26 protein-coding genes are annotated in these 22,492 nt (G+C 39.7%); 8 read left to right on the top strand and 18 right to left on the bottom strand.

All coding sequences use genetic code 11. From position 1 onward, the window contains the following. The 14 genes from carB to purC form a co-directional block, all read right to left on the bottom strand. A partial coding sequence (carB, locus tag WIW89_RS08600; protein WP_337720433.1) for a carbamoyl-phosphate synthase large subunit occupies positions 1-1,227 on the bottom strand: 1,227 nt, incomplete at its 3' end. Continuing rightward, complete coding sequence (carA, locus tag WIW89_RS08595; protein ID WP_337720432.1) at positions 1,220-2,338, bottom strand: glutamine-hydrolyzing carbamoyl-phosphate synthase small subunit; 1,119 nt, start codon at positions 2,336-2,338, stop codon at positions 1,220-1,222. The genes carB and carA, both read right to left, overlap by 8 nt. Further along, on the bottom strand, positions 2,322-3,659 hold the full coding sequence (gene argH / locus WIW89_RS08590) for an argininosuccinate lyase (protein WP_337720431.1): 1,338 nt from the start codon (positions 3,657-3,659) through the stop codon (positions 2,322-2,324). The genes carA and argH overlap by 17 nt, the downstream gene beginning before the upstream one ends. Position 3,660: 1 nt before the next feature. After that, complete coding sequence (locus WIW89_RS08585; protein ID WP_337720430.1) at positions 3,661-4,836, bottom strand: argininosuccinate synthase; 1,176 nt, start codon at positions 4,834-4,836, stop codon at positions 3,661-3,663. An 89-nt stretch (positions 4,837-4,925) separates the two neighbouring features. Then, positions 4,926-5,066: a ribbon-helix-helix domain-containing protein gene (locus tag WIW89_RS08580; RefSeq protein ID WP_337701563.1), complete on the bottom strand. Its 141-nt coding sequence runs from the start codon at positions 5,064-5,066 to the stop codon at positions 4,926-4,928. A gap of 87 nt (positions 5,067-5,153) precedes the next feature. Next, positions 5,154-5,600: a hypothetical protein gene (locus tag WIW89_RS08575; protein WP_337720429.1), complete on the bottom strand. Its 447-nt coding sequence runs from the start codon at positions 5,598-5,600 to the stop codon at positions 5,154-5,156. Positions 5,601-5,657: 57 nt separating this feature from the next. Further along, complete coding sequence (gene purM / locus WIW89_RS08570) at positions 5,658-6,620, bottom strand: phosphoribosylformylglycinamidine cyclo-ligase (protein WP_337720428.1); 963 nt, start codon at positions 6,618-6,620, stop codon at positions 5,658-5,660. Further along, the gene (gene purD, locus WIW89_RS08565; RefSeq protein WP_337720427.1) at positions 6,614-8,047 is read right to left on the bottom strand and encodes a phosphoribosylamine--glycine ligase; all 1,434 of its coding nucleotides are present in this window, start codon (positions 8,045-8,047) and stop codon (positions 6,614-6,616) included. Before purD ends, purM begins: the two co-directional genes overlap by 7 nt. Before the next feature lie 4 nt (positions 8,048-8,051). Beyond that, entirely contained in the window at positions 8,052-9,263 is a 1,212-nt protein-coding gene (locus tag WIW89_RS08560; protein WP_337710295.1) for an amidophosphoribosyltransferase, read from the bottom strand. Between the two features lie 4 nt (positions 9,264-9,267). After that, a complete protein-coding gene (purF, locus tag WIW89_RS08555; protein WP_337720426.1) occupies positions 9,268-10,596 on the bottom strand; it encodes an amidophosphoribosyltransferase in 1,329 nt (442 codons plus the stop codon). Further along, positions 10,589-12,712: a phosphoribosylformylglycinamidine synthase subunit PurL gene (gene purL / locus WIW89_RS08550; protein ID WP_337720445.1), complete on the bottom strand. Its 2,124-nt coding sequence runs from the start codon at positions 12,710-12,712 to the stop codon at positions 10,589-10,591. Before purL ends, purF begins: the two co-directional genes overlap by 8 nt. Further along, positions 12,709-13,389, bottom strand: a complete 681-nt coding sequence (gene purQ / locus WIW89_RS08545) for a phosphoribosylformylglycinamidine synthase I (protein WP_337710427.1) — start codon at positions 13,387-13,389, stop codon at positions 12,709-12,711. Before purQ ends, purL begins: the two co-directional genes overlap by 4 nt. Beyond that, positions 13,364-13,633, bottom strand: a complete 270-nt coding sequence (purS, locus tag WIW89_RS08540) for a phosphoribosylformylglycinamidine synthase subunit PurS (protein ID WP_337720425.1) — start codon at positions 13,631-13,633, stop codon at positions 13,364-13,366. The genes purQ and purS overlap by 26 nt, the downstream gene beginning before the upstream one ends. A 14-nt stretch (positions 13,634-13,647) precedes the next feature. Continuing rightward, complete coding sequence (purC, locus tag WIW89_RS08535; RefSeq protein WP_337710298.1) at positions 13,648-14,352, bottom strand: phosphoribosylaminoimidazolesuccinocarboxamide synthase; 705 nt, start codon at positions 14,350-14,352, stop codon at positions 13,648-13,650. Positions 14,353-14,463: 111 nt separating this feature from the next. On the opposite strand from purC, the gene metG reads away from it, so the two are divergent. Genes metG through WIW89_RS08520 form a run of 3 tightly spaced genes read left to right on the top strand, consistent with a single transcriptional unit; the run spans position 14,464 to position 16,407 of the window. Beyond that, on the top strand, positions 14,464-14,805 hold the full coding sequence (metG, locus tag WIW89_RS08530) for a methionine--tRNA ligase subunit beta (RefSeq protein WP_337701548.1): 342 nt from the start codon (positions 14,464-14,466) through the stop codon (positions 14,803-14,805). Beyond that, positions 14,799-15,788: an NOG1 family protein gene (locus WIW89_RS08525; protein ID WP_337720424.1), complete on the top strand. Its 990-nt coding sequence runs from the start codon at positions 14,799-14,801 to the stop codon at positions 15,786-15,788. The genes metG and WIW89_RS08525 overlap by 7 nt, the downstream gene beginning before the upstream one ends. Continuing rightward, positions 15,769-16,407, top strand: coding sequence for a 7-carboxy-7-deazaguanine synthase QueE (locus tag WIW89_RS08520; protein ID WP_337720443.1), 639 nt, complete (start codon positions 15,769-15,771; stop codon positions 16,405-16,407). Before WIW89_RS08525 ends, WIW89_RS08520 begins: the two co-directional genes overlap by 20 nt. Here WIW89_RS08520 and WIW89_RS08515 read toward each other — a convergent pair. After that, positions 16,321-16,962 carry a tRNA(Phe) 7-((3-amino-3-carboxypropyl)-4-demethylwyosine(37)-N(4))-methyltransferase gene (locus tag WIW89_RS08515; RefSeq protein WP_337720423.1) on the bottom strand — a complete coding sequence of 214 codons (642 nt, stop codon included), beginning with the start codon at positions 16,960-16,962 and terminating at the stop codon, positions 16,321-16,323. The two genes, WIW89_RS08520 and WIW89_RS08515, sit on opposite strands and share 87 nt — an antisense overlap. A gap of 35 nt (positions 16,963-16,997) precedes the next feature. Here WIW89_RS08515 and WIW89_RS08510 point away from each other — a divergent pair, with 35 nt between their 5' ends. Genes WIW89_RS08510 through WIW89_RS08490 form a run of 5 tightly spaced genes read left to right on the top strand, consistent with a single transcriptional unit; the run spans position 16,998 to position 20,655 of the window. Continuing rightward, positions 16,998-17,396: a hypothetical protein gene (locus tag WIW89_RS08510; RefSeq protein WP_337720422.1), complete on the top strand. Its 399-nt coding sequence runs from the start codon at positions 16,998-17,000 to the stop codon at positions 17,394-17,396. After that, the gene (locus WIW89_RS08505; RefSeq protein WP_337720421.1) at positions 17,386-18,744 is read left to right on the top strand and encodes a dihydrolipoyl dehydrogenase family protein; all 1,359 of its coding nucleotides are present in this window, start codon (positions 17,386-17,388) and stop codon (positions 18,742-18,744) included. Before WIW89_RS08510 ends, WIW89_RS08505 begins: the two co-directional genes overlap by 11 nt. A gap of 26 nt (positions 18,745-18,770) precedes the next feature. After that, a complete protein-coding gene (locus WIW89_RS08500; RefSeq protein WP_337720420.1) occupies positions 18,771-19,076 on the top strand; it encodes a winged helix-turn-helix domain-containing protein in 306 nt (101 codons plus the stop codon). Between the two features lie 25 nt (positions 19,077-19,101). Beyond that, entirely contained in the window at positions 19,102-19,611 is a 510-nt protein-coding gene (cdvB3, locus tag WIW89_RS08495; protein ID WP_337720419.1) for a cell division protein CdvB3, read from the top strand. Between the two features lie 12 nt (positions 19,612-19,623). Continuing rightward, positions 19,624-20,655 carry a PhoU domain-containing protein gene (locus tag WIW89_RS08490; protein WP_337720418.1) on the top strand — a complete coding sequence of 344 codons (1,032 nt, stop codon included), beginning with the start codon at positions 19,624-19,626 and terminating at the stop codon, positions 20,653-20,655. On the opposite strand, the gene WIW89_RS08485 is transcribed toward WIW89_RS08490, so the two are convergent. Genes WIW89_RS08485 through pyrE form a run of 3 tightly spaced genes read right to left on the bottom strand, consistent with a single transcriptional unit; the run spans position 20,618 to position 22,479 of the window. Next, positions 20,618-21,271: a hypothetical protein gene (locus WIW89_RS08485; RefSeq protein WP_337720417.1), complete on the bottom strand. Its 654-nt coding sequence runs from the start codon at positions 21,269-21,271 to the stop codon at positions 20,618-20,620. The genes WIW89_RS08490 and WIW89_RS08485 overlap by 38 nt on opposite strands. Then, positions 21,237-21,899, bottom strand: a complete 663-nt coding sequence (locus tag WIW89_RS08480; protein ID WP_337720416.1) for an orotidine 5'-phosphate decarboxylase — start codon at positions 21,897-21,899, stop codon at positions 21,237-21,239. Before WIW89_RS08480 ends, WIW89_RS08485 begins: the two co-directional genes overlap by 35 nt. Then, positions 21,892-22,479, bottom strand: a complete 588-nt coding sequence (gene pyrE / locus WIW89_RS08475) for an orotate phosphoribosyltransferase (RefSeq protein WP_337720415.1) — start codon at positions 22,477-22,479, stop codon at positions 21,892-21,894. Before pyrE ends, WIW89_RS08480 begins: the two co-directional genes overlap by 8 nt. Positions 22,480-22,492: the final 13 nt, after the last annotated feature.

Genomic DNA, 22,492 nt, shown 5'->3' with positions numbered 1-22,492 from the left:
TTTACCGCCCACTAGACCCGGTTCACCTATATCTAGCATTCTTATGGCTTTCTGTAAAGTTTCCTCAAACGACCTCCCTATGCTCATTACTTCTCCTACACTTTTCATCTCTGACGCCAGAAATTGTTCCACGTTCTCGAACTTATCCAAATCCCATCTGGGTATCTTTATTACTAGGTAATCCAAACTGGGCTCAAAACAAGCACAAGTAGACCCGGATACTTTGTTAAGAACCTCGTATAGGTCGTATCCCAATGCTAGTTTAGCTGAGACATAAGCTAACGGGTATCCGGTAGCTTTGCTTGCTAAGGCACTTGACCTTGACATTCTTGGATTTGTTTCAATTACATAATAATTATAACCTTTAGGATCAAGGGCAAATTGTACGTTACACTCTCCTACTAGATCTATGGACTTAGCTACGTCTATTGCCATGCTTCTCATATCTTGGAACTCTTTGTTGTCTAACGTCTGACAAGGGGCAATTACCGTAGATTCTCCAGTGTGAACACCCATTGGATCAAGGTTCTCTATACAAGCTATTACGGCTGAGTTACCGTGTTTATCCCTCATGACCTCGTATTCTAGCTCTATCCAGTGATGGAGGTATTTCTCGATTAAGACTTCGTGAATGTAACTTTGACTTAACGCTCTACCTATATCTCTTTTTAAATCCTCTTCATTCCATGCTACTGTTGAACCTCTACCTCCTAAATTGAAGCTAACTCTTACCATTACTGGATAACCTATTTGTCGAGCCTTTTCGAGTGCCTCTTCTTCACTTCTAGCTGAAAGACTTGGAGGAACCGGTATCCCTACCTCTATCATTGTTTCCCTGAACTTTTCTCTACTTAGAGCCCTCTCAATTCCTTCGATGGGAGTTCCAAGTACTTTAACACCGTATTTATGAAGAACTCCTTTCTTATAGAGGTCTACACCAACGTTGAGAGCAGTCTGTCCTCCAAAGCCTATCATTATAGCATCAGGTCTTTCCTTCTCAATTACTTTTTCTACAGCCCACCACGTCACCGGTAACAAGTAAAGCTTGTCTGCGAACTTATAGCTCGTTTGGACTGTTGCTACGTTGGAATTTATAAGGATTGTAGTTATTCCTTCCTCTTTCAATGCCTTTAACGCCTGACTGCCTGAGTAGTCAAACTCTGCCGCTTCCGCTATTTTAATAGGACCTGAACCTACTACTAGGACTTTCTTTAGGGACTCATGCATTTTTAACCACCATTTTCTTGAATTTATCAAATACCCACGTTACATCCCAAGGTCCAGGTCTAGCTTCGGGGTGGAATTGGGTAGTGATTATGGGTAATTTCTCGTGAATCCAACCTTCAACTGTGCCGTCATCTGGGTTATAGAACCAGAGTTTTGTATTAGGAGGTAAATCCTCTTTTGACAATATGCCATATCCGTGGTTGTGGGTTGTAATATAACATCTATTTGACGTAGTATCTATAACAGGTTTGTTCACTGCCCTATGACCGAACTTCATTTTCTTAACTTTTCCGCCTAGGGCTATAGTGGCTATCTGATGACCAAGACATATACCTAATATAGGAAGTTTGTATTCTGTTACTTCTCTGAAATTTTGGGCTAAGTCTTTAAGTAAATTCGGATTACCTGGCCCGTTCCCGAACACTATTCCCTTAGGGTCAAAGTCCATTATTTTATTAACGGAATAATTACAAGGAACTCTTACAATGGTAAAACCTCTCTGATATAGCTGGTACAATATACCATGTTTTATGCCGCAATCAACTAACACTATAGTCTCTTCCGAATTCCCTTGGTGTATAATAGGGGCTTTAGGTGAAGTATATTGTGCAAAGTCTATTTCATCGTACTTTTTCTCAAGGTACTTTTTAACGTTGACATCATCAAAGTCGATCCCAGAAGCTAATACGCCCATCATTACACCAAACGACCTCACTTTCTTCACTATAGCTCTAGTATCAACATCTTGTAACCCTGGTACTCCTTCTTTTTTTAACCACGAATCCAAGGTCATTGCTGAGTTCCATTTGAAAGGTTCCGTATGCTCCGCAATTACCACACCTTCTACCTGAATTACTTCAGACTCAAAATTGGTCAAAATACCATTTATGGTTCGTTTCTCTGGAATTCCGTAATTTCCTATTAACGGATGCGTAAAGACTAGAATTTGCCCTCTGTAGGAAGGATCTGTGAGACTGTCTGGATAACCATTCATAGCTGTAGTGAAAACTATTTCCCCAGCTCTGATTCCCTTAGCTCCGAATCCTTTCCCTTTAATTAGTGTTCCATCCTCTAGGTATAGAAAACCTATTTCTTCATTGTAAAATGTCATCTTCTATCACCTTTAATTCCGAAATTTTATCTATAAATTGTAATTTGTATTCTCTGAAATTGTTCCATTTTTGCTCTATGTTCTCTTTTTTCAACTCTATCTCTGTTTTTATTAATTCTGGATTTGGAGAACCTATTACAGCCTTTTTTTCTATAGAACTTTTTAATGAAATTTCGGACTGAAAAGTGCCCGCTCTAATCTTGTTAGCAACCTCCATATAAGCTTTTCTGTAAGGTACTCCAGTAAGAGCTAAGTCCTCCGCTACATCTGTCGCCGTAATACTTTTATCGTCAAATTTCCCTGTAACTTCCATTTTCTCTAAAACGTCTTTAATGACGTAGATACTCGGAATCACGTGCTTTACGCACTCCCAATAGTGTCTGTTAAGTTCTTGTAAGTCCAAATTGTATCCTGAAGGTAAGGCTTTATATATTGTAACAAGTGAGGAAAGATGTCCGAAACACTCCCCAGCCTTCGTCCTCAGAATTTCCATGGTTACTGCGTTCCTCTTCTGGGGCATTAGGCTACTGGTGCTTACATGAGAATCTGGTAATTTTATTATTCCAACAAAGGAGGAGGAGAGTAATATTAAGTCCTCTGCGATTCTGCTAAATATCAACATTAACAGAGTCAAAGACGAGATTGCAGAGATTAAATCGAGCCTCGAGGCGGTAGCTGATATAGTGTTATAAACTAGACCTTCAAAACCTAGCATTTCAGCCTCTCTTTTTCTATTGAGTTTCACATTAGTACCAACTATTGCACCACTTCCTAAGGGACTTCTGTTAACAAGTCTTAACGAGGTAAAAAGTTGATCCCAAACAGAGTCCAACTCCTCATCTACGTAAAGCAAATAGTGGGCTAGAGAAGTGGGTTGAGCCGGTTGAAAGTGAGTGTAAACTGGGATAATTACCTCAGTAGTTTTCTCAGCTCTTTCTAAAATAGAGATACGAAGCGAGTACAACGCCTCAAAAACGTTTACCAAGTAGTCCCTCATTTTAAGCCTTAATGCCGTGGATACATGATCGTTTCTACTTCTTCCTAAGCCAACCCAACCCCCTTCCTCACCTACTAATTTTATTATATAGTCTTCTATTGCTTCGTGAATATCTTCGTAGTTTCCCGTGTACTCCCTAAAGGAGCTTATTGCTTGAAGGATTTTCTTTGCCGTGTCCTTTTTAATATATCCAGAAAGGTAAAGCTCAATTACATGAGCCTTCATTACCGTCTTTACTTCTTCTATTATCTCTCTGTCACTCTCGTTAGAGGAGGTATAAGAAACAACGAAGTCCTTATCCGTCCCCCACTTTCTATATAACACGTTAATCACTCCTTACTTCTCTCGTGAGAAGTGAATGCATACCGAATATCTCAATGAAACCTCTTGCCATCTCATCCGTGGGGTACCATCCTTTATTATAACTTGCTACCTTCTCTGAGAATGGCGAATATTTAGGCTTCCTTCCGAGTATCCTCATTCCATTACCATCAATCTCTACTTGGACTTCACCCGTAATCCACTTGTTCAAGTTATCTCCAGCTAACTCTAGGGTTTCCCTCAGAGGCTCGTACCATAGACCTTGATATACCAGGTCCGACCATTGAGAGTCGATTAACTTCTTAAATCTCAGCTCTAGGGGAGAGTATGTTGACTTCTCTAAGTCTTTATGTGAGTATATTAACACTAATGCGGCTGGAGCTTCGTAAACTTCTCTAGACTTAAAGCCTACAACCCTATTCTCGAGATGTTCAATCCTCCCGAAGCCTCTTGAACCTGCTAGTTCATTAAGTACTTGAACTAGTTTTACGAAATCCATTTTCTCGTTATTAACTGATACCGGTACACCTTTGTCGAACTCAATAACGAGTTTCAGCTTTTCGTTAGTTTTTCTTTTCGTCCATTCAAAAGCATCTTCAGGTACTTCTACGGATGGGTCTGAAATTATATCTCCTTCTATACTTCTCCCCCACAAGTTTTCATCGATACTGTATTTACTACTCTCTGATTTAACCGGAATTCCCTTCTCTTTAGCGTACTGTAATTCAGTCTCCCTCGTCATTTTCCATATCCTTGCAGGAGCAATAATCTTGGCTTCGGGATAAAGGGCTTTAACTGCTAAATCAAACCTAACCTGATCGTTGCCCTTTGAAGTGGAACCGTGGGCTACAGCGTCTGCTCCTTCTTTTTTAGCTATCTCAACAACCTTTTGAGCGATGAGCGGTCTGGCTAGTGCTGTCGCTAAGGGGTAAACGTCCTCATAAAGTCCGTTCATCTTAACGGCATAAGAAAGAAACTTATCGGCGAACTCCTTTTTCGCGTCAATTGCATAGTGCTTCTCTGCCCCAGCTATATATGCTCTTTTTTCTATATCTTCAAAATTATCTTTTTGCCCTACATCTACTGTGACTGTTATAACGGTAGCGTTGAAGGTTTCCTTTAGCCATTTTATGGCAACTGTTGTGTCAAGACCTCCTGAGTATGCAAGGACTATTTTCATTTCCGTGTTTACAAAGAAAATTTAATATTTAAGATATGGTCATCATCAGAAAAACGAATTCTCTAGGTAGGGAATGTTGAAGGAGTCCTTTAGCCCTTCTTTTTGTGTACATAATAATCAAGTGCTTGCCTAAGAAAATCAGTTCTACTTTCTAATCCCAGTTCTTCAATGTACTTATCAATCTTTGAAACAATTTCCTCTCTAAGTCTAACACTTACAACTTTCTTCATAATCTCAATAAAAAATGGTCATACCATCTTATAAGAGTAATGACTAAAAAATATGCCATAAAAAGCGATTAATTAGACTAAAAAGTTTTAACTTACTGAAGTAAGTATTACGGCGTTCTTGGCTTTCTTGTATTCCTCTAGCCTTTCTGTCATAGTTTTAATGGTAGCTGTAAGTATATCTTTATGATATTTTCTAACATGTTCCTCAGCGTCTTCCTTAGGAACTGAGATGTCACATATAGTACACGTATAAAGTTCATCCTCTCCCTTTTTAATTATCGGTTTAATGTCCTTTGAGATTTCCTTAATAATCGGAATAATCTTCTTAGCCCTTGCTTCACTACCGCTCTTTTCAATAATCCTCTGAGCGTAACCCCTAAGCTGATGTTTTGATATCTGATATTCATAGGCAACTGACGCTGGACCTTCCCCCTTCACTAGGTATTTCTCTAGAGCATCTATTATGTAGTCACTACCTCCTAGTATTTTTAATGCTATATAATTAATTAGAGATTTTGTATCCATCTGTTTCATATATAGTCACTAGACACCTTTATTATCGCCAGAGTTTAAAAGGACTACTGTTACTTTTCATAGATTTAGAACTTGACCCTTATAAGTAGTTATTTTAATACCTTCTCCTTCTTCTACTTTTCCTAATTCCATTACTTTCTCTTTTCCTTCTAAAATCTTTATTATCTCCTCTACATTTTCCTTAGATACGAATAGAACCATGCCGACTCCCATATTGAATACTTTATGCATCTCTTCATGTGAAACTCCACTATTTTCTATAACTTTAAACACTTCAGGAGGATCTGGAAGTCGGATAGAAATGCGGTAATTTGTTATCCTCCTAAGTTTAGTGAAGGAACCGCCAGTGATATGTGCAGCAGCTTTAATTTTGTCTAAGACAGACAAAACAGAGTTTGAGTAAATCTTTGTAGGTTTTAATAGCTCATCAGCCCATTTTTCTAATCTAATTTTACCTTCGTCTATAAGTTTTCTCACTAAGGAGTATCCGTTAGAATGAATTCCGTTACTTGCAAGACCCAAAATTACGTCACCGGGCTTGACATCCTGACCGGTCTTGAGTTTATCTGCAACTCCCACCACGGAGCAAGACAAATCATAGCCAGTTATAACCCCAGGCATAATAGCGGTCTCACCGCCAACAATAATAGCTTGTGACTCCTCAGCTCCATGTTTTAGGCCTCTCACAACCTTCTCCACTACATCGTCCATAGGTTTCTCTAATGCTAGATAATCAACCAAAGCGATTGGCTTAGCCCCTACACAAGCAATATCATTAACGTTCATTGCTACACAATCTACGCCAGTAGGCTCAATAATCCCTGTCTTTAAGGCTAACAGTGTCTTAGTACCTACTCCGTCAACATGCATTACGATATACTTATCTCCTAATTTAACAGCTCCAGCGTAATGGCCTATTTTTATTGGAAGGTTAGAAGAAGAGAGGTAAGAGGAAATAAAAGAGTGGTAACTTCGTAACTTGTTCAAATCCACACCAGATTTAGAATATTCGCTCACCAAAGACCACCGTTAGGAGACCAATCCGCAGATATTCCCAGCATACCGTTCTTTTCCCTCGATTTGTAAGTATACCTCACTATCTCAGCCTTCTCCACTTGAGCTTCTAAAGTGTTCCCTATGTCGTGCCTATAAATCAGCTTCGTATCGGAACTAACCAGAGAGAAGCACTGATCTAATTTATTACTTGCATTGATAAAATCATCTATAACAACTATCTCTATCGCTCTTGAACCCTTGGTCACTAAGGACATCCCCTCTAAAGCTACAGAACCAAAGTAAACATTACAGCCCAATTCTCTCATCTTAGGTAGATCTAAGGAGATCTTGTGGCCCGAAGCCATTTTCTTGTCTAAAGGATAGCCTAAGGGAGCTACAGCCCTAACTATCGAAGGCTTCTCTTCAACCTCTAGCTTTGCTTTGCTCAAGTGCCTTGTAGCGGTTAACTCGAGGATCTCACCGAAATCAGATCTAATTCTAGGGATTATTGCTGAAGCCTCTGGGTCTCCTAGTCTCGAATAATACTCGATTATAGTTGGTCCCCACAGACCTGTCAACATCATCTGACCAGATAATACGCCTATATAGTCCATTCCGGTTTCCTTCCTTATGGCTTCTGCAGTTAGCTTTACTATCTCTAAAGATTTCTCGTACTCTTCCTCGTTTATGAATGGTAATAAGGAACCAGGTCCTGATATAGAGCCCATTCCACCCGTCTCTGGACCTATACCGTCTTCGTATGCATTCTTATAATCCTGAGCTAGAGGCAGAGGCAAGTATGAATATCCATCGGTTAATACGTGGAGGGTGTACTCAGGTCCGTCAACTTTCTCTTCAATGATAAGTTTAACATCATCCTTAACTAAACCTGCTATGTTATTTACACCCTTACTCAAGGCATTTCTCTTTTCCTCGCTCAGATAAGCTTGAAGATCCGCAACGACCTTCACTCCCTTTCCCCCTACTTGCTCCGACGGTTTTATTGCTATCGAGCCTCCAAATTCTAAGATAAATTTAGACGCTTCAGCGAGGTTATTAAACGCCTTAAACCTAAGCCTACCGGGGATGTTGTATTTCCACATTAACTGCCTCATCCATACTTTAGACTTCTCTATCATAGCCCCCTCTTTATTAGGACCAACTACCGGGATTCCTTCCTCTCTAAAAGCGTTTGCAACACCTTCAAAGAGTGGATCTTCCGGACCTATAACTCCAAAGTCCGGATTAACCTCCTTTATAACTCTCTTAACATCCTCAACGGATAGAATATCCCCAGTATAATACTTACCGCCAGTCTTTGCTACAACTTCTTTTATCCCTGGATTTACATAACTGGACATTGCATATACTTTATAACCTCTGTTGGATTTGCCCAGTGAATCTGCTAACGCGTTCTCCCTTGCTCCGTCTCCTATTAGAAGTACTTTCATGCTCTCACACCTCCTTGGGATAAGACTTAGTCATACATCCTACACATAAGGATCTATGACCAATGACCTTATACAAGCCTTCTAAGCTTAGCCAGTAAATGGAGTCTGCTCCTATTACTTTTGATATTTCCTCATCTGGCAGATTAGCAGCAATCAAGTCTTTTTCTTCAGGAACTTCCATTCCGTAAGGACAGTAAGAAATTAACTTAGGGCTACCAATCAGCACATGAACTTCTTTAGCTCCCAAAGATCTTAAGCTAAAGATGGTGTTCTTTAGGGTTCTTCCAGTCACCATTGAATCGTCAACAAGGATTACTCTCTTCCCCTTTACAGAAGCCTTTATTGGGTTAAGCTTTAGCTGAACTCCGATTACTTTAAGGAAGTCATCTGAGGCAAGCATAGTCCTTATAGGGCTACCAGTCCTCGTAAAGCCGAGAGTGAAAGGGATTCCAGTCTTTCTAGAATAACCAATCGCATAAGGAATTGCAGTGTCTGGAACTCCTATGACCACATCGGCATCTATCCTTTTTTCCTTGGCTAATTGCTCTCCTATTTTAACTCTAATGTCGTATATGTCTAACCCGAATACGTGGCTATCTATCCTGCTCTGGTATATTATATCAATCGAACAATACCTAGGTTTAGGATCTTTTATTCTAGAATATGATACATTATAAGTGTCTATGTAAACCATTTCGCCCGGCTGGATTTCTCTCTTGAACTCCCCTCCTATCACGGAAATTCCAGAGGTCTCTGAAGATAGTATTGCCAAATCAAAACCGAAACCCCCTATTTCCAAGGGTTTCACTCCGCTCTCGTCTCTGTAACCGATCATCCTGCCGTCCTTGGTAAGGAATATCATTGAAAAAACCCCTTTACTTGCTTGTAATCCTTTCTCTGGGTCTGTATAAACGCTTTTAAGCAAACCCTCTACATCTCTCACAACGCCGTCTATGACAGCAACACCGTAATCAGTCACTAAGGGATATCCTTGTTTAGTCCCATTATAAGCTACCCCGGCCCACCCTTCTAGACCTTTAACTTCTAGATCCTCCGGAGCCACGTTACTGGTAATGGTTGAAAAGCCCTTGTCGTTAAGAGTCGATATACCGCTGTAGGAATAACCCCTATGCTGGAGCCCTATTGAACCGTAGTATAAGAACTTACTTATGTTCCATATCTTATCAAATGCATATATACCTAATATACCTCCCATTTTTTCACCTCTTAAACACGGATTCCAGTTGGGACATATCGTACGAGAATTTAAGGGGATATACCCCAGAAAAACACGCGTGACATAAGTCTTTCCTACCTATCGCACTTATCATCTCCTCAATAGTGAGGTACTCTACACTATCTGCACCTATTTCACTTGCTATTTCTTTTTCCGTCTTGCCATAAGCTATTAGCTCACGTGATGTTGGAAAATCGATCCCCATATAGCAAGGATAACGTATTTTAGGGGAGCCGACTCTTACGTGAACTTCCCTTGCCCCGTTATCCCTCATCAATTTAACGATACGCTTCATCGTATTCCCTCTCACAATGGAGTCGTCGATCAACACAATCCTTTTGCCTTGAATGACGTCCTTAACTACCCCAAACTTATCCTCAAGAACGCTTTCCCTCTTATCTTGTGTAGGCATTATGAAAGACCTCTTAGCGATCATACTCCTTACTAATGCCAACTCTAAAGGAATCTTAGACTTTCTTGAATACCCTACGGCTATTGGGATAGAGGATTCCGGTACTGGAACAACTATGTCAGCATCCACGTAGTGTTTCTCGGCAAGAATTTCACCAAGCCTGACTCTTGCTGAGTAAACAGAAACTCCGTCAATCACAGAGTCAGATCTGGCGAAGTAAATGTACTCAAAGGAGCAGAAAGACACCAAGCTAGAAGCTATGATTTCGCTTTCGATATTTCCGTTCTTATCCACATAAACCATCTCCCCTGGTTTAACATCTCTTATTATACTCCCTCCTAATTGTCTGATGGCAGAGTCCTCAGACGCAATTACATAATTTTCTCCTATCTTACCTATAACTAGAGGCCTAAAGCCCTTGGGGTCTCTGAAGCCTATTAACTCTCCGTCTGAGGTTAATATAACTATAGAGTATGCACCGTCGGCAATGTCTGCAAGTTTCCTTATCCCCGCCTTAATATCCTCACTCTCACTTAATACCTTAAGTATGAATTCCGTATCCGTATTAGTGCCAAACTTGTAATAATTAGGAATAGTGCCGTTAAATGCTAAGGATATCTTTCCGTTGCTGAGGGGTTGTGCCTCGTCTATCGTCCCCTTTCCGGTGGTAGAATACCTTACATGACCTATGGACAAGCTAGAGGATTTAAGAAATATGGGATCTATCGCGTCCTCAACTAAACCCATGCCTTTTAAGGTCTTAATGCCTCCGTCGATATAGGAAATACCGGCAGATTCCTGACCCCTATGTTGTAATAGCTTGAGCACTTCGTATACAATAAACGTAGCTTTATTATCCTTACTCCACACTCCAACTACTCCGCAATGCTCCTTAATCATTCTCGATCACCTTATAGAGGTAATGATGATAATTTTCAACCTCCTGCGATAGATCTAAGGACTTTTCGTCAATCTTAAGCACATGTGATTCGGAATTGACTTTACCGATTATTGACGCTACGACCCCCTTCTTATTCCTGATGAACCATTCTGGGTCATCAGTTAACACCACGAATCTACCGCTGGATTCAGAGAAGAGTTTTACAAGCAAATCGTCTCCTGCATCAGTCTTTATCTGTCTGGTTTGAATCTCTAACCCAAAGTCCTTTATAAGGATAGGAAATAACGCTGTTACTAATCCTCCTCTACCCACATCTTTCGCGAACTTAACTTTACCCTCGTTTATCCCTTGGATGATCAACTCACTTGCTAATAGATCCTCGTTTAGCCTTACCTTAGGAACATCACCAAAACTACCATAAAGTTTAGTCAAGAAGGTACCGCGTAATTCGTTTCTCGTTAATCCAAGCATCACGACACTTAAACCATTCTCTACCGAGGGTCTAAGGAATTTGTTTTCAACTAGCCCAGCCATTACAACGAGCGGTGTAGGCTTTATCGGTTTACCCTCTTTGTTTTCATTGTGGAAAGAAACTTTACCGCCGACTACTGGTGTATTAAAGAACTTCGCAGCCTCTGCAATACCTCTTAAAGCTTCTACGAATGTGTAGTAAACCTCCGGCTTTCTGGGGTCACCGAATTGAAGGTGGTCTACAATCCCTATTCCTTTAGCTCCTACTGTGGCTAAGTTCCTATAAGTTTCTGCTACTATGTATTTACCGCACTCATAAGCGTCCTCTTCACATAAATCTGGATTCGCGTCTCCCTTCACAGCCAACAATTTCTGGTTCGGTAAGACTATTACTGACGCATCAGCTTCCCCCGGCTTTATTACTGTCGAGGTACCTACTTCGTAGTCGAACTGGGAGTAAGCCCATTCCTTACTTACGAAATCAGGATGAATCAGCATCTTTCTTATAGCTTCTTCTATGTTAATTTCTGGTCTCTCCCTAACTTGTTTTGTAGGTCTCTTTACATCCCACATGAAAAGGGATGGGGAAAGAAGTAAATCAGAAGGCAACTTTACGACGTCTTTACCCTTATACCGAAACCTAACTATACTGTCTTCTGTAAAGTAGCCTATTTCCGCGCATGGATATTCATAATACTCAAACTCTTTACATACTTCCTTCACCTTTTCTTCCTTTACAGCAAACAGCATTCTTTCCTGAGTCTCCGAGATGAGAATTTCTTCAGGAGTTAAATCAGAAACTCTTAACGGGACTTTGTCGAGATCTACTACGGCACCGAGCCCGTTAGCCATTTCGGTGACCCCGACCACTAGTCCTCCGCCTCCTAAATCCTTAATGGCGTCAACCTTATCTGCTACAGCCAGAGTAACGTCTAGTACTATCTTGCCCGCAAAGGGGTCAGCAATTTGAACAGCACCTATCTCATTCTCTCCGCTTAGCTTCCTAGACGCAAAAGATGCTCCTCCTAAACCGTCCAGGCCAGTAAGACCGACTATAACAATCCTGAGCCCAGGTTGTTTTGCTACACTGGGAACTATTTTATCCTTTCTTACGATACCTATACCTGCAACATCTACTAGAGGGTTATCATCGTAAGTTTCGTCAAAAGACAGTTCACCACCTACTACTGGAACGCCAATACTATTACCGTAAAATCCTATACCCTTAATAATGTTCTTCAGGAGCCATCTGTTCCTGTCTTTATTTAGGTTACCGACTCTAATCATATCCAATAAGGCTATAGGAACAGCACCCTTACTTATAATGTCCCTAATAATGCCCCCTACTCCGGTAGCAGCACCATTAAAGGGGTCAATTGCTGAAGGGTGATTGTGACTCTCCAGTTTTAATACGATTGCCCAGCCATCACCTACGTCCAATGCTCCAGCATCTTGCCAGTCCTCTATTCCCATCACTACTCTTTCCCCAGTACTCGGAAAGCTCCTCAGATAAACCTTAGACGACTTGTAAGAGCAATGCTCAGACCACAATGCGTCTATTGTAGCCCATTCAGCCTCAGTAGGTTCCCTGCCCAACTTTTTCCTTACTAGTTCCATCTCGTAAGCTGAAAGACTCAACCTCACCATTTTCTCAACCCCCTAAACAATAGTAACCCGTCCGTAACACCGTCAGGGGAAGTCAACTTGAAAGAAGCCCTCTCAGGATGGGGCATCATCCCAATTACATTTCCTTCCTCATTAGCTACAGAGGCTATATTAAAAAGAGAACCGTTAGGATTGTACTTCTCGTCCACAGTACCGTCTTGACCTGCATAATAGAGTACTGCAAGTCTTTTAGCCCTTTCCGGATCGGTGTGATAGTACCTTCCCTCAGCATGGGCTATGGGCATTTTAATGATATCTTTCTCGAAACCTTTAGTCAGGACAGTGTCTTTCCTTCCTACCTTCAAATAAACCCATTTGCTAATGAACCTCAAATTCAGGTTAGGCAACAAGGCACCTTCAAGCAATCCACTTTCTACTAAAATCTGGAAGCCGTTACAAATTCCTATGACGACTTTCCCCTCGTCAGCCATTTGCTTGACTTTTTTCATTGTCTCCGTGCTAGCCGCTATACTACCCGCCCTAAGATAATCACCGAAGCTAAACCCCCCTGGTAGAACTACAGCCTTATATTTATCGGGATCGAAATCCTTAAATTTCACTATTTCCGCATCAACTGAAGCCTCAAGAAGTGCTTTATAAACATCAACTTCACAAGTAGTTCCGGGGAACTTAATAATCGCCGTCTTCGTCCCTATTCACCCTTACAATTATCTTGTGGACTATAGGATTGTACAACCTACCTTCCTCTGCGATTCTCTTTACCGTCTTTTCAGCTTCTTCTGGACTGGAAGATTCAACGTTAAAAAGAATGTATTTGCCAGCTCTAGTACTATTTACGTTTTTACTGATCTTTTCTACGACATATTTCTGTATCGTTTCTCCTTCTGGATCTCTTATCCCATCCTTATTAAGTATTATTAGCTCAACCTTGTAGATCACTCATTTCCACCTCTTCACGACGTTATTCTCTTGAAGAACTCCTCGTAACTCCTCTTTACGGTCTCCAGATCGGCTCCTTTCCTATATAGATCCTTATCGAGAATTCTTAGAGTATCTTTTTCCCTGATTCTCATAGAGTCTAACGTAATTTCGTCTCCTATAATGAGCTTGTGACCAAGCCTCCCGAATTCTAGTTTAAAGTCATAAAGTAGTAGCCCCTTTTCGAGAAATAACTTATACAGCACGTTATTTACTTGCTTCATTACTTCCTCTACTTGTTCAGCCTCCTTTCTCGTAAACAGCTTAAAGTATTCCATGTGAGAGTAGTTAAGCAAAGGATCGTGCCTTTCATCGTCTTTTAGGAAGAACTCCACTATCGGAGGGTTGAACTTTTCGCCCTCTTTTATAGGAAGCCTTTTCACAATACTTCCGGTGGCTATATTCCTCAAGACGACCTCTACTGGAACCATGCTTAACTTTTTCACTATCATAGTCCTTTCATCATACATTCCTACATAGTGGGTCTCTATCCCCTTAGACTCTAGAAGTCTGAAGAGGAAAGCTGATGTCTGAGCGTTTAATACCCCTTTTCCCGGCATTTCATCCTTTCTAGCTCCGTCTCCGGCCGTTATGGAGTCCTTGAAGTAAAGAAGGTAATGATCTTTATCGTAATCATATACTATTTTCGTTTTACCTTCTGCGACCTTTGTAAAATCCATAATCGTGATTTACACACGCGGTATAAAAAACTATTGTAAATGAAGGAAGAATATTTACTTAACCAAGTAAAAGACAGTATTTTATTTTAAGCCTACAGCTAAATACTGGACATGAGCGAGATAACTATCGACGATTTCGCAAAGTTAGATTTAAGAGTAGGGATTGTAAAAAGCGCTGAGCATATAGAGGGGACAAAGCTCCTGAAACTCATGGTAGATTTGGGAACGGAAACTAGACAGATAATAAGCGGAATTGCAGAATTTTACAGACCAGAAGAATTAGTGGGGAAGAGAGTAATCTTAATTGCTAATTTGAAACCAAGAAAAATAAGGGGCTTTGAAAGTCAGGGAATGATCCTCGCTGCCGGATGTAAAGAAGATGAGGAGAAAGGAATAAAACCGAGAATTATAACAGTAGATGGGGAAGTACCCGCAGGAACAAAAGTATGTTGAACCCCTTCGAGAAAGTAAAAATACCTCCAGAAGTTGAGGACTTTATAAAGTCTTACCTAAACAAGATACCTTCTATTGGTGGGAACACTCCTAAAGACAGAGAATTAAGGAGAGTGAAATCGTTAGAGGATTCTTTATCGAGATACAGCGAATTTGTGAGCACGTTCCCAAAAGTGGATGAGCTCCACCCTTTCTATCAAGAAATGGTGAGAATAGTAGCTGGAGACGTCGATAAACTTAAGATGTGTTTAAGCGCAATTAACAGAGCAGTAATTCTGTCTAGAAAGATAACGAGACAGTATATGGGATTAATAAGGAAGAGCCAAGATGAAGAAGCAAATAAGCTTATGAGACAGTGTGTAGGAAGGATAAACTCGATTCTAAGGAAGAGAAGTGAATGTGTTAGCTGGACTATACAAGTGGCAAAATCATTGAGGAGATTCAAAGCAATAGATCCTTCATTACCTACAATTGTCATAGCTGGAGCCCCTAACGTGGGTAAGAGCACGTTAGTAGGGAAAATATCAAGTGCTAAACCGGAAGTCGCATCATATCCTTTTACTACTAAGGAAATACACGTAGGACACATAGACTTAGGGTTTTTTAAAGCCCAAGTTATAGATACACCAGGGATATTAGACAGACCTATGGCTAAAAGAAACAAGATCGAGTTACAAGCAATTAATGCGATCAAAAATCTGGATGGTATAATTCTTTTCATTTTCGATGTATCTAAAACCTCATTATACAGCGCGAAAGAACAGTTAGACTTGTACGAAGAGGTAAGAGAGTTAGGAAAGAAGGTAATACCCGTACTAAATAAGATCGATGATAAAGACGAAAAATTATACGAAGAGATAAAAACTAAAGTCAATCCTGAATTCGAGATTAGTGCTGAAAAAGGGGACGGCATAAATGAACTTTTAAATTACGTAATATCCTTGATGAAACATGAGATCGGAAATAAAGTACTGGATAAGTGAGATTTTTCAGTCCATTCAGGGAGAAGGAGAAGTAATTGGTACCCCCTCAAACTTTATCAGGCTTGCTGGTTGTCACTTAAGATGTATATGGTGTGATACGAAGTACTCTTGGTTTAAATATGAAGGAAAGGAAATGACACTGGATGACATTTTGTCTCAGCTAAACAGAAATTTACCGTTAACTACAATAACGGGGGGAGAACCGCTTCTCCAGAACATTATACCTCTTGTTACAGCGATTAAACTACAGCTAAAGCAGAAAGTCTTGATTGAAACCAGCGGAACTATTAGACCACCGAAAAAACTTGTGGAACTCGTGGACATCTTCTCTGTGTCACCTAAACTCAGTAACGCAGGTTACAAGTTTAACTATAATTTTATTGACGATAAATGGCCGACCTATTACAAATTCGTGATAGTCAACCCAGAAAAAGACCTCAAGGAAGTAGCTGAATTCGTCAGGAGGAATAACATAAACCCCGAAAAAGTCATCCTACAACCCGACGGTAGGGTGAATAATTATGAGGAATCCTTAAGGAGACTGGTCGATGCCGTAATGGAGTTCGGTCTCCCTTTTAGAGTTCTCCCTCAGCTCCATAGACTCATTAGATATAGATGACTCAACACTTTCCTTTAATTTCCTAAGTTTTTCCTTACCCTTACGTAATACCTCTAATGAAATGGATACTAACTCTTCCAGCTCTTTCTGGTCTAAAGAAGGTGAGAGGTAATGAACCATCTTTACTCCGGTTCTTAACTCGACCAGAACTCCTTTATTATTTGAGGTTAGAATACCACTGTGCTTGAACCCTGCACCTCTAGCTATCTTCAATAACTCCCACGCTTCTTCCTTATCTTTAGTATACACATGTAGGATTGGACCTTGCACGATCAACCAGAGCCTTCTAACATAACCCTTAGATATTGTGTCTTTTAAATCTTCCAAACTAAAGGTAATATGATTCTTATAAACTACAGTGGAATCTTTTCTCTCCCACGGTAAATACGAGTCTATAATGGAAACCCTACCGCTACAGCTACTCTGTGTATATGCCTTTTTCCTTTTAAAGAACACCTCTAATACTTCGAATATGTCTGGATCTAGGTACCCAATCTCCTTGTCTCTCAGAATTCTCTCCCATGCTTTCTTTTTATAATCTTCCCAGTTTTCCACGACACTTTTTACTCTTAATGACCTAAAAAGTATTAATGAATAAGGTAGTTGAAAAATTTCTAAGGGCTGAGGAATCCATCATTTTTCTTTCCACAGATGAAATCTCAATAAACGACCTATACGACGATATTCCTATAGGAGTCAGAGTAGTTGTTGTGAACAATAAGAACGGTAGAAAGAGAGTGATGGATTTAGGTTTACTAAGCTTCATCATGAAGAATTGTGAAAACGGAAGATATTTTGTTGAGAGATATTTAGACCTTACTAGATCTTTAGACGACATTCAAGAAGAGTTTAAAGTCTTTACGGAGCTGGAGTACCTTGCTCTTTGTCCCGATGATAAAATAAAGATGTTGGATAAGGACTTACAAAGCGTTTTGCAAAAGCTTAAAACCTATCTTACTAGGAGAATTAAGAAAAATAATGAATTATGATGTAGTGGTAATCGGCGGAGGGATAGGAGGTTTAACTGCGGCGATAAGAAGTTCGGAATTAGGTAAAAAAGTCGCTATAATTGAAAAAGATGAACTCGGGGGAGAGTGTTTAAACAGAGCTTGTATTCCGTCAAAGACCCTAATAGATGCCGTAAAGCTGGTTAGCAAAACTACAAAATCAAACTGGATTTCGGGAAAGGTAGAGATAGATTACGATAGACTTGGAGTATTCAAAAACGAAATAATAAAGAACGTCAAGAATTCTTTCACTTCAGTCCTCAAGAAGTATAACATCGACGTCATAAAAGGGCAAGCCAGTGTAAAAAGGGAAGGGGAAGTAGAGGTTAACGGAAAAGTGATAACCACAGATATGATGGTAATCGCGACGGGTTCAGAGCCTCTTTCTTTAGCAGACTTCCCACTAAACGGGAGGAATGTAGTAGATCCATGGACTGCAATGAACTTACCATCCTTACCTAATAATATAATTATAGTAGGTGGAGGAGTTGCTGGCGTGGAGTTAGCTACCTTGTTCAGGGCTATGAATAAGAACGTTACTATTATAGAGTTAATGCCAAGACTATTGCCCGTTCCAGGAATAGATATTGAAGTTGCAAATGAAGTAAAGAAAAGATTGGAAGAAAAAGGTGTTAAGATCTATCTTAACACCAAGTCAAAGATAGTAAAGAGTGATGATAAAGTTGTATTTACTGCACAAACGCCTTCATCTACAGAAGAAGTCAAGGGAGATTTAGCTGTTATTACTATAGGGAGGAAACCAGTAACTAACGGCATTGATCTAAAGGCTTTAAAAGTAGACAGTGACCAAAGAGGCTACATTAAGGTAGACAATAAGGCGAGGACTAGTAATCCAAAAGTTTACGCTGTAGGTGATGTAGCTGGAGTACCCCTCTCCGCAACAAAGGCATGGAGACAAGGAATTATTGCTGGAGATAATATAGGTGGTAAAAATACAGAAATGCCCAAATATATTCCGTCTTCAATTTTCGCAGATCTCGAAATAGGAGTAGTTGGGCAAACTGCTGAAGAGTTGAAGAAGTCTGGAATAGATGCTCGGGAGATAAAAGTCCTTATGAGGGAGATACCGAGAGCGTGGACACTTAATGAACCTGAGGGATTCCTGAAAGTTTACGTGGACTCTGAAGGAAAGATTCTAGGTGCTAATATGGTAGGTGAGGGGGCAACGGAAGTTATAAACACATTGGCTTTAGCTATGGAGTTATCCCTGAAGTTAAGTGATCTCTATAAAGTACAGTTCTCTCATCCTACTATTTCAGAAGTGATAACCGAGATCTCTCAACGCGGAATTTACGGAGAGATTTATTAATACTATAAACCCTTTTCTAATCCATAGTGAGTGATAAAGAGATCAGGCAAGTCAAAAAGCTTTTCAAATTTCTCTTTTTGTCCTCCAGAGGGGGAAATACTAGGCTTAAAATTGTGAAATTACTTGAGAGCTCTCCAATGAATGCCAACCAGATAGCTAAGCAACTCTCTATAGATTATAAAACCGTAACCCATCATCTCGAGGTCTTGATAGATAATCAAATAGTATATAGAGAAGGAGACGGTTATGGGGCATTATATAAGCTTACTTCTTTCTACCGCATGTATGTAAACGTTTTGAATGAGCTTCTTAAGGAGACTAAATCCTCTTAAATGTTTGGGCTCAAATGTGGTATTTGTGAGAAGGAAAAAGACGCTATCAGAGTTACTTGCAGACGTTAAAATCGCAATTAATAAGATCGATTTCTGGGTAAGTAGAATCGATAGTAGAGTTAAAAATTTGGAAAGGCTCTCCCTATCTAATGTAGGTAGGTTCCCCTATCTAAGTAGGGAATATATAAAAGAGGCAGATATAAACAAGAATATAATATCTAGGCTTATCCAGTTGAAAATCATTTTGGAAATCCTTGAGATTAGACTGGAGACTGTGTTAATTCTTGGAGAGGTTCGTGGTTATCTAGCTCCAGTAGTAGAAGCCGTAAAGGTACTTAAGAAGGAAATAGGTTCTTCAATTGAATTTTCTCCCATAATAGACGAGATTTTAGATTCATTAATACCGATTGAAACCACTGAAACCCCCTTTATACAGAATATAACGGAAGAAGCGAACAAAATACTCTCTGAGTCTGAAAGTATCGCTAAACAAGAGATAAATAAAAAATATAAAGTCCCCGAGGCAAGTATATAGTGAAAATAGACTATGATAAAGCCTATAGTGAGAAAAATACAATTAACTGGCGGTTCCACATATATAATATCCCTACCAAAAAATTGGGTGAAGGAACATTCCTTAAAACCTGGTGATGAGATAGAGATAAGGCAGGACAAACAACTACGATTAATACTTACCCCAAAAAACAGAGAGGGAGACGAGAAAAGAGAGAAAACTATAGGTCTCAACTGTAATAAACCTGATATCTCCTTTGTTATAAGAGAGATAATTGCATATTATATGGCAGGATATTCATTAGTTACAGTATCGTGTAACAGATTTACTGCAGACGATAGAGAGATGATAAAGGACGTAGTAAGAAAAAGGCTTCTTGGGGCTGAAGTTATTGACGAGAATGCTAGTAGTTTAATGATTCAATTTCTAGTTAATGAAAAGGATCTGTCTTTGACTAAGTCCATTAGTAGAGCATTCAACATCTCCTATAATATGTTGAGGGACTCGATGGATGCCTTGTGGGAAGGGGATGAGAAACTCAGTAAAGAAATCTCTGATAGAGATGATGACGTAGATAGGTTTTACTTTTACACTGTAAGACAACTTTCCTTGTCGGTTGAATACTCAGATATTCTCGAGAACGAAGGATATAACTTGACTCAGATAATAAATATATTCTCAGTTGTGAAATCTATAGAGAGGATTTCCGATCACTCAGTAAGGATATTACAACAACTTCAGACCTTGGAGAGACTTGAGGACAAAAGAGTATATGATCACGGTAAAACTACTGCAGACTTCTATAAGACTTCAGTAAACGCATTCTTCAACAAAGACGGGAATATAGCCCACGACGTAATTAAGAAAGAGTATGACTTGTTAAATTCTAATGCTCTTATAACCCAATCTATTCTCTCCTCTCAACTTGATCCCAAGAAAACAGGGTCTCTACTGATAATCATGGACTCCCTTAGAAGGGCTATAAGATATTCCATCGACATAGCGGAAGCAATAATAGATCTCCTTGCTAAACAATCCGAACCATTTGAAGAGCTAACTGATTAAACCTTGAGTTTTTATAACCGTTTAGAACTTCTTGCAGTGTTTTACTCTTTTTAGTTATCCTTGCCAGTTTCTCCAGCTCGTTCTTATCCTCTAACGTGTAAGCACCTTTTCTGAAAATCAGTAACAAACATTCGTCCGTGGTTACTCCCACCGCTAGGTAATTCTTTATAAATAGGTGAGAAGCTGTTTCGAGATCCCTATAGGAGAAAACGCAGACGTTAGGATGAGTATGAGTAGAGGCAATAGCTGAGGGATGGGGAATCACTACTCTATCCTCTTCTCCCTCTAACACGAGATAATTGCCGTCATCAAGAAGTATATTAATGAACTCTATTTCTGTCTCTCTCGTCTTTGAGGCGTAAGTACCCATTACTTTACTGATAAACTCTATGTAGACTTTAGCAAATTCCTCATATAAAGCAAAGTAACTGACTTTCCCTTTACCAATTTCGGTTCCTTTAACACCCCCTTGTGTGTATAATTTCTGAAAGTCCGTTGTAGGCTCTTCCCCCGTATCTTCATGTATTTCTTCGGCTTTGTAAATCAACTTTGCGATCTTTGCAAGTTTTAAACTTAAGTCATTATTTTCTATTTTCTGAAACTTCCTTGCACTCATTAACCCTTACCTCTTGCTTAGCAACTAATTCACGGGTAGTTTTAACAGGGTCAGTCGAGGAATATATACTTCTACCTACGATTTCATAATCGGCACCATTACATAACGCGTCTCCAAACAAAGCTCCCTGAACTCCCACACCTGGTGATATAATCAATTTTTCAGGGAAGTCATTCCTGACTACCTTAATCATTTCTGGTTTAGTAGCTCCGACCACAAATCCCTTAGGATTGACGTGTTTAGCAATATCCTTCAAATACGGGTAGAAAGAATCGTTCCAACCTTTATGAGACATAGAAAGAACCAAATATAGTCCCTTACCTTCCTTTGATAAAAAGAATGAGAGAGTGTCAAGAGCTCCTTCGAACCCTATAAAGGAATGAGAGATAAAGGAATCTGAAAAACTAGTCAGCCTACTGACTATCCCAACCATAGTAGAGTCAATATCGGCAAGTTTTAAATCAAAAATCACTTCTTCCCAACCCAACTTATAAACTTCCTTTAGGTACTCCAACCCTCCATCAAGCAAAGTGATATAGCTAAATTTCACCTTGGGAATATAGTCCCTGATACCTTTAAGTGTCTTAATTGGTAGGACTATATCCAAGGCTAGTATAGTTTTACTCAATATTATTCACCAAATACTCCTTTATAGCTTTCTTATCAGTGTCGTTTATTAAGTCCGAGGAAAGAAGGTAGTTTAGGATATCACTTATTTTATAGACTGAGATTAAATTTACATCTATATTTTTTAGCTTTTTAGAAGCACCTTCTTGCCTATCTACTATAGCGAGTGCATAATTAACTAATCCGCCGTTCTTCCTCACCTCATCAACGGCCCTTAATATAGACCCCCCAGTAGTTACCACGTCATCAACTATGATAACTTTTTTTCCTTGTACTTCCGCCTCAACCAAACGATCTGTACCATATCCCTTTTTCTCACTCCTTATATAACCTAAAGGTTTCTGAAGCTTGCATGCTAGAAATGATGCGAATGGAATCCCTCCAGTAGCTATTCCTATTATGATGTCGAAATCCAGACCTTTTATTATCTCAGTAGCTTTATTCACTACTTCGTTAAATATCTCTGGATAATTAGGTAGTCTCCTGAGGTCTAAATAATATGGACTGACTTTACCAGAGGTGAGTATAAAATTACCTATTAATAATAATCTTTTTTCAAGAATACTTTTAGCGAATTCCATCCCTTATCGGCTT

The organism is Stygiolobus sp. CP850M, assembly GCF_037389425.1.
GTDB lineage: Archaea > Thermoproteota > Thermoprotei_A > Sulfolobales > Sulfolobaceae > Stygiolobus.
The sequence above is the reverse complement of the archived record's forward strand: the minus strand, read 5'-3'. Positions and strand labels throughout refer to the sequence as shown.

What these genes read in the sequence shown, in the direction of transcription:
- carA (WP_337720432.1), bottom strand. Translation starts at nt 2,338, where the DNA reads ATGACATTTTACAATGAAGAAATAGGTTTTCTATACCTAGAGGATGGA.
- WIW89_RS08580 (WP_337701563.1), bottom strand. Translation starts at nt 5,066, where the DNA reads ATGAAGAAAGTTGTAAGTGTTAGACTTAGAGAGGAAATTGTTTCAAAG.
- WIW89_RS08510 (WP_337720422.1), top strand. Translation starts at nt 16,998, where the DNA reads ATGAATAAGGTAGTTGAAAAATTTCTAAGGGCTGAGGAATCCATCATT.
- WIW89_RS08560 (WP_337710295.1), bottom strand. Translation starts at nt 9,263, where the DNA reads ATGGGAGGTATATTAGGTATATATGCATTTGATAAGATATGGAACATA.
- WIW89_RS08575 (WP_337720429.1), bottom strand. Translation starts at nt 5,600, where the DNA reads ATGAAACAGATGGATACAAAATCTCTAATTAATTATATAGCATTAAAA.
- WIW89_RS08525 (WP_337720424.1), top strand. Translation starts at nt 14,799, where the DNA reads ATGTTGAACCCCTTCGAGAAAGTAAAAATACCTCCAGAAGTTGAGGAC.
- purD (WP_337720427.1), bottom strand. Translation starts at nt 8,047, where the DNA reads ATGAAAGTACTTCTAATAGGAGACGGAGCAAGGGAGAACGCGTTAGCA.
- metG (WP_337701548.1), top strand. Translation starts at nt 14,464, where the DNA reads ATGAGCGAGATAACTATCGACGATTTCGCAAAGTTAGATTTAAGAGTA.
- WIW89_RS08485 (WP_337720417.1), bottom strand. Translation starts at nt 21,271, where the DNA reads ATGAGTGCAAGGAAGTTTCAGAAAATAGAAAATAATGACTTAAGTTTA.
- purF (WP_337720426.1), bottom strand. Translation starts at nt 10,596, where the DNA reads ATGATTAAGGAGCATTGCGGAGTAGTTGGAGTGTGGAGTAAGGATAAT.
- WIW89_RS08505 (WP_337720421.1), top strand. Translation starts at nt 17,386, where the DNA reads ATGAATTATGATGTAGTGGTAATCGGCGGAGGGATAGGAGGTTTAACT.
- WIW89_RS08585 (WP_337720430.1), bottom strand. Translation starts at nt 4,836, where the DNA reads ATGAAAATAGTCCTTGCATACTCAGGAGGTCTTGACACAACAGTTGCC.
- WIW89_RS08490 (WP_337720418.1), top strand. Translation starts at nt 19,624, where the DNA reads ATGATAAAGCCTATAGTGAGAAAAATACAATTAACTGGCGGTTCCACA.
- pyrE (WP_337720415.1), bottom strand. Translation starts at nt 22,479, where the DNA reads ATGGAATTCGCTAAAAGTATTCTTGAAAAAAGATTATTATTAATAGGT.
- purC (WP_337710298.1), bottom strand. Translation starts at nt 14,352, where the DNA reads ATGGATTTTACAAAGGTCGCAGAAGGTAAAACGAAAATAGTATATGAT.